Source organism: Burkholderia sp. GbtcB21 (assembly GCF_019091065.1).
In the GTDB taxonomy this organism is placed as follows: domain Bacteria; phylum Pseudomonadota; class Gammaproteobacteria; order Burkholderiales; family Burkholderiaceae; genus Burkholderia; species Burkholderia pyrrocinia_C.
Genome location: NZ_JAGXKA010000038.1, coordinates 1 through 9,566, shown reverse-complemented (window position 1 = coordinate 9,566; position 9,566 = coordinate 1). Strand labels below are relative to the sequence as shown.

At 60.3% G+C, this 9,566-nt stretch carries 7 protein-coding genes and 1 pseudogene; 6 read left to right on the top strand and 2 right to left on the bottom strand.

Annotated features, from left to right (window positions below):
- On the top strand, window positions 1-1,443 hold a 1,443-nt coding region (locus KVT39_RS35645), incomplete at its 5' end, for an RHS repeat-associated core domain-containing protein (RefSeq protein WP_217591322.1).
- Window positions 1,444-1,791: 348 nt separating this feature from the next.
- On the opposite strand, the gene KVT39_RS35640 is transcribed toward KVT39_RS35645, so the two are convergent.
- Window positions 1,792-2,700: a type III secretion protein BopE gene (locus KVT39_RS35640; protein WP_306795618.1), complete on the bottom strand. Its 909-nt coding sequence runs from the start codon at window positions 2,698-2,700 to the stop codon at window positions 1,792-1,794.
- 369 nt (window positions 2,701-3,069) lie between these two features.
- Between KVT39_RS35640 and KVT39_RS35635 the strand changes: the two genes are divergently transcribed.
- From KVT39_RS35635 to KVT39_RS35615, 5 genes and pseudogenes are all read left to right on the top strand, one after another.
- Window positions 3,070-4,632: a type III secretion system effector BopA family protein gene (locus KVT39_RS35635; RefSeq protein WP_217591321.1), complete on the top strand. Its 1,563-nt coding sequence runs from the start codon at window positions 3,070-3,072 to the stop codon at window positions 4,630-4,632.
- A gap of 127 nt (window positions 4,633-4,759) precedes the next feature.
- Window positions 4,760-5,152 (top strand): chaperone SicP, encoded by a 393-nt coding sequence (sicP, locus tag KVT39_RS35630; protein WP_217591320.1) that lies wholly within the window; start codon window positions 4,760-4,762, stop codon window positions 5,150-5,152.
- Window positions 5,153-5,315: 163 nt separating this feature from the next.
- The gene (locus KVT39_RS35625; RefSeq protein WP_217591323.1) at window positions 5,316-5,993 is read left to right on the top strand and encodes an IS6 family transposase; all 678 of its coding nucleotides are present in this window, start codon (window positions 5,316-5,318) and stop codon (window positions 5,991-5,993) included.
- 131 nt (window positions 5,994-6,124) lie between these two features.
- Window positions 6,125-6,816, top strand: a pseudogene (locus tag KVT39_RS35620) (transposase DNA-binding-containing protein); the annotation flags it as partial.
- 87 nt (window positions 6,817-6,903) lie between these two features.
- Complete coding sequence (locus KVT39_RS35615; RefSeq protein WP_217591319.1) at window positions 6,904-7,611, top strand: integrase core domain-containing protein; 708 nt, start codon at window positions 6,904-6,906, stop codon at window positions 7,609-7,611.
- A 455-nt stretch (window positions 7,612-8,066) separates the two neighbouring features.
- Here KVT39_RS35615 and KVT39_RS35610 read toward each other — a convergent pair.
- The coding region (locus KVT39_RS35610) for an RHS repeat-associated core domain-containing protein (protein ID WP_306795617.1) at window positions 8,067-9,566 on the bottom strand (1,500 nt) is incomplete at its 5' end.

Genomic DNA, 9,566 nt, shown 5'->3' with positions numbered 1-9,566 from the left:
GTGCGCGGCGGCGCCGACGACGATCATGAGCGGTACTGGTACGACGGCGCGGGCCAGCGGGCCACCAAGCTCGGCACCGCCCAGACCAGCGGCACCACCCGCAGCGAGCGGGTGCGTTACCTGCCGGGGCTGGAGCTGCGTCAGACCGAACAGACCCGCGCTGGCGAGACCATACCGACGCCTGTCGAGCTCCTGCAGGTGCTCGCGCTCGGTGCGGCCGGCCGCTCATCGGTACGGGTGCTGCATTGGGAACTGGGCCAGCCGGAGACGATCGAGAACGACCAGTTGCGCTACAGCCTCGACGACCAGATCGGCTCGTCGATGATTGAGCTCGACAACCAGGCCGACATCCTGACCCGGGAGGAGTACTACCCGTATGGCGGCACCGCCGTGTGGTCGGCGCGCAGCGACATCGAGGCCAAGTACAAGTACGTGCGCTACTCGGGCCAGGAGCGCGACGCCTCCGGCCTCTACTACTACGGCCTGCGTTACTACGCCCCCTGGCTCGGCCGATGGCTCAACCCTGATCCCGCCGGACCCGTCGACGGGCTCAATCTCTTCTGCATGGTCGGGAACAATCCAATAAACCGATGGGACCTCGGTGGGCTAATTTTCGATAAGATCTTTTCCGATAAGATCTTTTCCGAGGTAAAAAGTCTAATTACATCAAATTCTGGTGGCGCAGCACAAAACAATGCTGCCCAACCCCAGCAAGCTATGCTTAGGCAGATTACAAAAGCGTCTTTGAAGGAAGATTTGATCGGTATGCTGAAGGCGGTCACGGTAGCTCATGCTAAAGAGCTGGAAAAAATGCGTGATAAAACTCAGATCGGGCTTGCAGAAAGTCCCGCGGCAAGCCGAACTGAAGCGGTGCGAGAGACTTATGTCGCACCACGGCGAAGCTCATTTATTATTAAACCAAACATAGGTGGGGGCGACTGCCTACTGCACGCGCTTTACGACAAAGATTTGGCTGAGCGTGAAGTTATACATCTAAGAGGGGAGTTGGCGAGCGCGCCAGTAGAGATATTGCCAAGCGTCATTTCTGGAACAGAAGTCGCAGCCGCCTTAAGTCAATCCGGCTTATTTGGGCGCTCAGAAAATGAATGGAGCCTCCCCGGAGAACTCGAAACTTTGGTGGGTGAGAAACATTACCTTCCTCGATCAGTATATGCCGGCATGATTAAAGTCCCCGGGGTTTATTTGGGGGAGTATGAAATCCAAGTCTATTCCGCCATTAACGAAAAAATCGTCTACATTGTAACGGAGGAGGGGTGGCTGAGGGAGATTTCCGGCGATGGGCGAAGGGAGGTGTTGCGCCTGTCCAAAGAAAACTTTGATACATTTTACGGGGTGATTGAACACATTTTAGCGTCTCCAGAAAAGAATGTTGTTCTATTCAAATCCTCAAATCATTGGGAGAGAATTCAAAGTATTTCATAGCCCCTCCTCACCGTAACGGAAAGGGAAAATTGGCATTATCGATGCCGTGGTAATCCCTCTGAAAAATCAGCGGGGTTAGTCTTACTGTGTCAATAAATTCATACCATTATAGGAACTTCTTCATCCATGCCGTGAGGAATGATGGACTGGGAGACGTCATTCGAGACGTATCTGGAACATTTGTGCGGGGCGCTTGTGCATAACGACCGTGAATCAGGATTGAAGGGCTATTGCCAAGGGCTAATGCTGAGGTCGGACGGAATTCGTAGAAGCCATCGAATCCGCACCACCCCACAATCCGGGACCATCCAGGCCACCCGGCCGGACGATCCCGACCACTCTACTTCATTACGCGGCGCATGCCGCGTCCGACGTTCCCTCTGCCGCGCGGCGGTACGTGGCGTCGAGCGTCTGCACCGTCTGCCGGAAGCGAGCGAGCGCGTCGGATCGCTCGGCCGGCAACGCTTTTTCGACAAGGTCGAGCGCCTGCTGGCGCGCATACGGCTGAATCTCGCGGTACTCCGGGCTCGCGTGCAGTTGGGGGCCCATCAGCCCAACTGCGCATATCTGGATCTCGCTGAGGATCGGATTCGCGCCGACGCCGCTCGGCGTGAACACGCCTTTCTTGTCGACACCGGGCAGCCCTGCCGCGCGCGCCGCGTCGCCGAGAGCGGCGACGAACGCCGACCGCACGTTGCCCACGCGCGTGGCGGGGTCCATGCAGAACCGGTCCATCGCGTCGCTGAAGGTTGCGCAGAGCGCCGCTTCGTAGGTCTGTCGGCTGAATTCTGGATCTTGCCGGATCTCGAGGGTGCGCGTGCGGGCGACGTGATTGGACGCCACATCGAAGAAATGCCGCACCGCGTGTTTCGGGTCGGCGGTGGACCGATAGCTGCCGACGCAGCGAACGCCCTCCTGCAGCTTGACCCGCCCTGGCTCGCTGTCCTGCGCACCGCGGCGGAACAACTGATCGAGCGTCTCGCCGATCTTGCTGAAGACACGCTTGATCTGCTGTGCGAGCGACGTGCGCGGTCGCGTGTCGCGTTGCTCGATGTGAGCATCGGACGACGCCTTCTTGACGTGTGTGAATCCGCCGATTATGGGGCTGTAAGTCATGTTGTGTTCTCGATTGAGTGGAACGGGGTCTGGCACGCCTGACTCCGCGCCGCGTTTTCGCCTTGGTCGGTTCGACGGCGGCACGCGCAAAGCGGACGTCCGTATCGACTCTAGGGACCGACGCGCGTGGTCCGATTTCATAAATTGCTCATTCGCGGCCGTGCGCGGCCTCGGCGCGAATCGTGTCGGGCCGCCGCGCATTTCCGCGGACGTCCGCGTCCGCTTTTGCGACGATGCCCGAAGACGGACCCATGCCGCGTGGCCGAGCGGGGACGCACGTGCGGGGGATGGCGAGCGCTGTCCGCGACGCTGCGCCGCTTGCCTGACGATCCGGTAAGTACACCGCCGCCTGAGCGGAATCTGAAAGCCGCGCCGGACGATTGCCTTCAGCATGACGTCAATGTCGAGCGGGGTTGAGGCGCGTCCGCCCGGCGCATCGGCGCCGCGGAGGCAGCGGTTCGCTCGGTAGCCGCGCCGTGTTGGAATGTCTCGTAGCGAACGGGGGACTGGATGTTCAATGTCGATACATTCGTCGCAAGCGCGCGATCCGGCGCGCGCGTCGTCGTTGGCGGTGACGAGCGCGGCCCGGCGGTGTCGGTCGCGAGGTTTGGGCTGACGGAGCGGCTGTTCGAGATTCTCGCGCACGTCCCGCTGCTCAAGCACTGCACGGTGGTCCGGCGCTACGTCGAGCAGGTTCGCACGGAAAACCGCCGCGCGCTCGAGGTTTTCGTGCTCGCGCTGTCGAAGCGATACGGCACGGAAAGCGCGAAAGCGGCGTTCGACTACGGCGCGCGGCGCGACGGCGAGCCGTTAGATCGGCGGCTCGTGCGCAACATGGTGTCGATCGCCGAGCACTTTCATGGGGTGGGCGATGCGAAGCCGCTTGCGCGCCAGATAGTATTTCGGTCGTGGGAATGCCGTGGTCTCGATTATCCGGGGCATGCATCGCTGACGGTCAAAAATCAGGCGGATACCGACGCCAGCCAGCACGTGTACGAGCACGTCAGTTGGTGGCCGCTCAACTCACTCGATGGCAAGGGATTCGAGCGTGTCGCCGCGGCGGCGTCGAACGATTATCGCCAGGACAAGCGATCGGAAATCGGCGAGCAAACAGTGCGCAATCTGTGGCGAGGCGAGCTCGCGAGAGGAAAGATCGGGAAGGAGGCCTACGATCCGCTTGACGACGCGGATTTTCGCAACGCACGTTTTTTCCCGAGAGCGGGGCAGAAGCTGGATAAGGGGCTGCAATGGGGACAGAGCGCGCGCAAGGTGTATTTTCCGGCGATCGGATTCAATCGCGACAAGCACGGCACGCGCGACGCGTCCGGCCGGGATACGTTCGTGCTGTTCGGGCTTAACGAGGCGGCGATGTTGCGCGACGCGCGCACGGTGAAGAACGCCGCTGCGACGGCCGCACTCATGTACCAGATGATCAGCAAGAAGGAAAACTGTGCGTCGATGGCGCTGCGCGTATTGCGCTGCGGTGGCGCCGAGCACTTCGTGCCGTATACGGCCGCATGGATCACCGAGGATCCGAATCGCGCACATGCGTATGCGCAGGCCGTGCAGGCGAGGATCGACACGCTGAACCATCAGCGCGCCGGCGTCGCGCGCCACTGCGAGCGGTTGTGCGAAATCGCGTCGGTGCGGCGGGCGTGGTGCGCTTTCTCGGAGGCTGGCGCGACGACGGCCGGCAATGCAGCGGGAGGCCCGTTCGTGCGCGAAACCGATCTCGGGCGAGTGCCGGTGCACGCGCCGCCGCAAGCGCAGCTCGACGATCACGCGCGCGAGGTCGAGCGGATCGGCGCGTACTTCGCCGAGCTGTCCGCCGGGCGATCCGGCAAGCATCGCGATCGGGCGGACGCGGATCTGGCTGACGCGATGAAGCGTTGCGCGCCGTCGGCTCGCGACGACGTCGCGGCGCTGACGCGCAAGGCGCGCGTATTCGTCGAGACGTTTGATCGGCATCTCGGCGCGCCGCCGCCGAACGACGAATCCGCGCTGCGGATGCTGGCCGCGCACGCGATGATCGGCCAGATCGAGGCGTTCATGGCGATCGCAATCGCCGCCTGAAGGTGAAATGAAGGTCTCGTGAGGGCTGCATGGAGGCCGCATGAAGACCACGTGAAGCGCGCGTCGCCTGTCGGACAGCGGCGCGCGCGGATTGGAATTGCATTTTTCAGATGGAGAACCGCGAACGATGAATGTGCATGCCGAATGGTTGAACGCGCTGAGCGAAGCGGCGGGCGTGCCGCTCGATTTCGACGAGCACGGGCAGTGTTTCCTGCTGCTCGATGGGCAACTGATGATCTCGATTCGCGACCGGCCCGATGCGCTTGTGCTGTACGGAATGGTCGGTGAATTTCCCGCGCATCCGCCGGCTGAACTCTGGAGGCGGATGCTCGCCGTCAATCTCGATTTGTTGGAAACGGGCGGCGGCAGTTTCGGCCTCGACGAGGATACGGCGGCCGTGATGCTGATCGAGCGCGTCGCCACGGCGACTCTCAGCGCGCGCGAATTCGTCGACGCAGTCGAGGCGTTCGCGTCGCGCCTCGAAAGCCTGATCGGCACGTTCGAGGAGATGGGTGTCTAGTGTCCAGTTCCATGGTTACTGACGAGTTCATTAAATAGTGCGTAGTTTTTCAAGCGGCGTAACGGACATGTTTCTCGGGTACTGTCAAGGGCTCTGTCGCAGTAAGACGGTCTGGTAAGCTTGCGTGATCGAAATGTAGGCGAAGTGAGCGATGCAGCAAGGCATGAATGCGATCCGAAAGCGGGTGTTCCAGCGACTGTATTACCCGTTCGACGTGATTCTGCTGTGCGTGCGCTGGTATGTTGCGTACCCCCTGAGCCTGCGCGACCTCGAGGAAATGATGGCCGAACGGGGCGTGTCGGTCGATCACTCGACGGTACATCGATGGGCCATCAAGCTCCTTCCGGCGCTGGAAAAGGCGTTCCGCCAGCGCAAGCGGCCGGTCGGAAAAAGCTGGCGGATGATCAAGGTCAACGGCGCCTGGAAATACCTCTATCGGGCCGTCGACAAGGCGGGCAACACCATCGATTTCCTGCTGCGGGCTCGCCGGGACAAGGCTGCCGCCCGTCGGTATTTCGAAAAATCGATCGCGCAGAACGGTGCGCCCGAGACCGTGACGATCGACAAAAGCGGGGCGAACCTGGCGGCGCTCAAGGACATCAACGCCACCCGTGAGCAGCCGATCAAGATTCGTCAGCAAAAATATCTGAACAATATCGTCGAGCAGGATCACCGCGCCATCAAGCGCCGAACCCGGTCGATGATGGGCTTCAAGGATTTTCACTGCGCTTGCATCCTGCTCGGTGGTATCGAAGTGATGCGCATGATTGCCAAAGGGCAAATGAAAGCAGTTCGCAAGAACCAGACGGCCGCCGAGCAATTCTACGCGCTGGCTACATAAGGATTCCTATACATTCTAGAATCGATGCGCCTTGACTTCCTTATCGCGACAGAGCCGTTTACTCTTGCAATTTGCGGCGACGACAAATGACGCGAGAGTCCGATAGTTGGGCATACAGGGAGTTGGACGGCGTGGATCTGGGTGACGCGAGGCGCAATGAACGGGCGAAGGCTCTGCTTACGCGGCTTGCTGAGACGCCGACGGCGAGCATTCCGGGCGCGTGCCGTGGCTGGGGTGAGACGCATGGAGCCAACAGGTTCATGCAAAACGAGGCGGTTGAGTGGCGCGACATCATGGAGCCGCACTGGAACTGCACGCAGGAACGCATGCGTGGGCATGAAGTCGTGCTGTGCATCCAGGACACCACGGAGCTGGACTTCAATGGTCAGGATGTCGTTGGACTGGGGCCGCTGAGCTATGAGGCGCAGCGCGGCATGTACCTGCATCCGACCTACGCCGTCACTACGGATCGCGTGGGGCTGGGCGTGATCGATGGATGTGGGCGCGTGAGTTCAAGGATACCGATGGCCACCGTGGTGGCATCACGGAAAGCACGCGCTGGATCGAAGGCTATGAGCGCGTTGCCGAGATTGCTGCGCAGTTGCCGGACACACGGCTGGTGTACGTGGTCGATCGCGAGGCGGACATCGCGGCGCTGATGCTGCGCGCCCAGGAGCTGGGTACGCCTGCGGACTGGCTGATTCGTTCGACGCACAACCGCAGCCTGGGCGGTGGCGACAAGCTCTGGTCGAAAGTGCTCAAGACGAAGGTCGTGGGCGAAATCCAGTTCATGATGGCCGCGCGCGTGGGTCAGAAGGCCAGAGGTGGCCGCGCAAATTCGGACAGCCGGATAAGTGGAACATCCGGGGCCTGAGCCAGCGATAATGCAGGCAAAGGAACCGGAAGAAAGATGACGAAGAGAACCCGACGGACGCACTCAGCGGCGTTCAAAGCGAAAGTGGCCCTGGCGGCGGTCAAGGGCGAGCGCACGCTGGCCGAACTGGCGCAGCAGTTCGATGTGCACCCGAACCAGATCACGGAGTGGAAGCGGCAACTGCAGGAGCGTGCGGCGGATGTGTTCGGCGCGGCCTGTACACCGTCGAACGAGCCGCCGGTGGACGTGAAAACGCTGCACGCGAAGATCGGACAGTTGACGCTGGAGAACGATCGCGGCTTCGTGTACCTGACGGCGGTGGTGGACTGGGCGAGCCGCAAGATTCTCGCGCACCGGGTTGCCATCACGCTGGAAGCCACGCATGCCGTCGAGGCACTGGAAGAAGCGTTCGCCCGCTACGGACTGCCGGACATCGTGAACACCGATCAGGGCAGCCAGTTCACGGCGGGCGCGTTCACCGAGGCCGTACTGGGTCGAGGCGTGCGGCTGTCGATGGACGGCAAAGGGGCCCGGCGCGACAACGTGTTCGTCGAACGCGTGTGGCGCAGCGTCAAGTACGAAGAGATTTACCTGCGAGCTTACGAGTCGGTCAGCCATGCCCGGCGCTCCATCGGCGACTACATCGAGCTGTACAACCGAAAACGGCCCCATTCGAGCTTGGCGGATCGGACGCCGGATGAGGCATACTTCGCGACGCTGCCTGCGATCAAATCGGCAGCATGATTGCCTCGGACGTTCCACTTATCCGGCTGTCCGAATTTGCGCGGCCACCTCTCCTTGCTCGCAAGGGCGATGGTGAGCCGGGCATAAAGACAATATGGCAAGGTCTGGAGCGCGTCATGACAGCAGCGGAACCCCTACGTGGGCTGCGCCATGAAGCCGCATAGTCCGAGATGTGTATAACGAGGTGCTATGTGGGGGGGATGGAAAGACGAGACATGAGATCGCTTCCTCGTGAGGCACGTGAAGAACGACGTCGACAAGTGATCGGCCTGCGCCCGCCGTCGATGAGCTTGCCCGCCTGCTTCGTCATCTTGCCGCGAATGTCGCTCGTTTCATCCCGGGCCGAAACAAACCTCGGCCTCCGCAACCCAAGCCCCACAAGCCTTTCGCCGCCAAGACCGTCATGTAGAAATCCTTAAGTTGCTAGGACTGCGCTCACTTCACCTCAATTCCGATCACGCAAGCTTACCAGACCGCCTTACTGCGACAGAATCAATCCATTTACTTTCATGCGGGATTGCTCGCCCAACGACCGCACCTGGAATATCAGCTCTGAATTTTTCATGAGATGAGAACCATGATGTTGATTTTCTAAGATTTCTTACAAATGCCGGAGCCTCCTGTCCTTGATAATGCAGCCTCCATTGCATCTCGCTTCCTTCCATCTCATTCGTTTCATATCTAAGAAAAGCGAACCCATGGACGTTCTCGTACAACTGGCCTTCCTTATCCTGATAATATCCATAATCTGCATATTGCATGTTCGCCACCATTCCAAATCCATGCTCAATACTTGGGCTATTATATTGCTCAATTTCCTTGCCTCCCTCAACGTGATAAACTCGTAATGTTTCTTTATTAATCAGATCTACTACAAATGAGCAACCACTAAAGGCGGGTGTAAAAACATGATGCGGCTTACCAGACGCGATTGGATCAACTGGGATATCATAGCTTTTCCCTTGTGGAATCCAATAGGCTTCAGCAATTGCCTTGCTGCTTTGTTTAGTTGATGTTTCATCGGAAGGTGCGATTGCGACATATCTGATTCGTTCAGGGGGATTAATTTCAAAAAATGAAAATTTTGCAATTCCTCCGTGTTGCAATACGGCTTCAGGCAGCCGCGCCCCCTTTCCAGGAGCAGGGTTAAGCAGGTCTGATACTATGGGTATAGTTCCGTGTTCGGAACTATCGAGCCCGGACAACGGCCAGATATTTCTACGTTCGGCCAGGCTCACATCAACGGTCTGCATTGCACCTGTCAGATCCGGTGTCAGTGGCGACAGTACAGCGTGCGGGCTCTTTCGAGCCTCGGCAGTCAAGAGTGTCCAACCTAGGGTCGGTTGCAAGCCAGTCGGCTCGTGGAAACTGATTGGACTATTCCGCACCATGCGGTAGAGGTTCAGCCCATCGATGGCGCCGGCGGGATCGGCACTGGCCCAGCGTCCGAGCCATGGCAGGTAGTAGCGGTAGCCGTAATAGTACAGCCCTGTTGCGTCCCGTTCCTTGCCCGAGTAACGGGCGTACTTCGCATCCGCCTCGACCTGGTTGCGCGCTGTCCACACGGCGGTGCCGCCATACGGGTAGTACTCCTCCCGGGTCAGGAGATCGGCCTGCGCATCGAGCTCGAGCCTCGACGAGCCGATCTGGTCGTCGAGGCTGTAGCGCAGCTGGTCGTTCCCGATCGTCTCCGGCTGGCCCAGTTCCCAATGTAGTACCCGTACCGATGAGCGGCCGGCCGCACCGAGCGTGAGCACCTGCAGGAGCTCGACGGGCGTCGGTATGGTTTCGCCGGCGCGGGTCTGTTCGGTCTGGCGCAGCTCCAGCCCCGGCAGGTAGTGCACCCGCTCGCTGCGGGTGGTGCCGCTGGTGAGGGTCGTGCCGAGCTTGGTGGCCCGCTGGCCCGCGCCGTCGTACCAGTACCGCTCATGATCGTCGTCGGCGCCGCCGCGCAC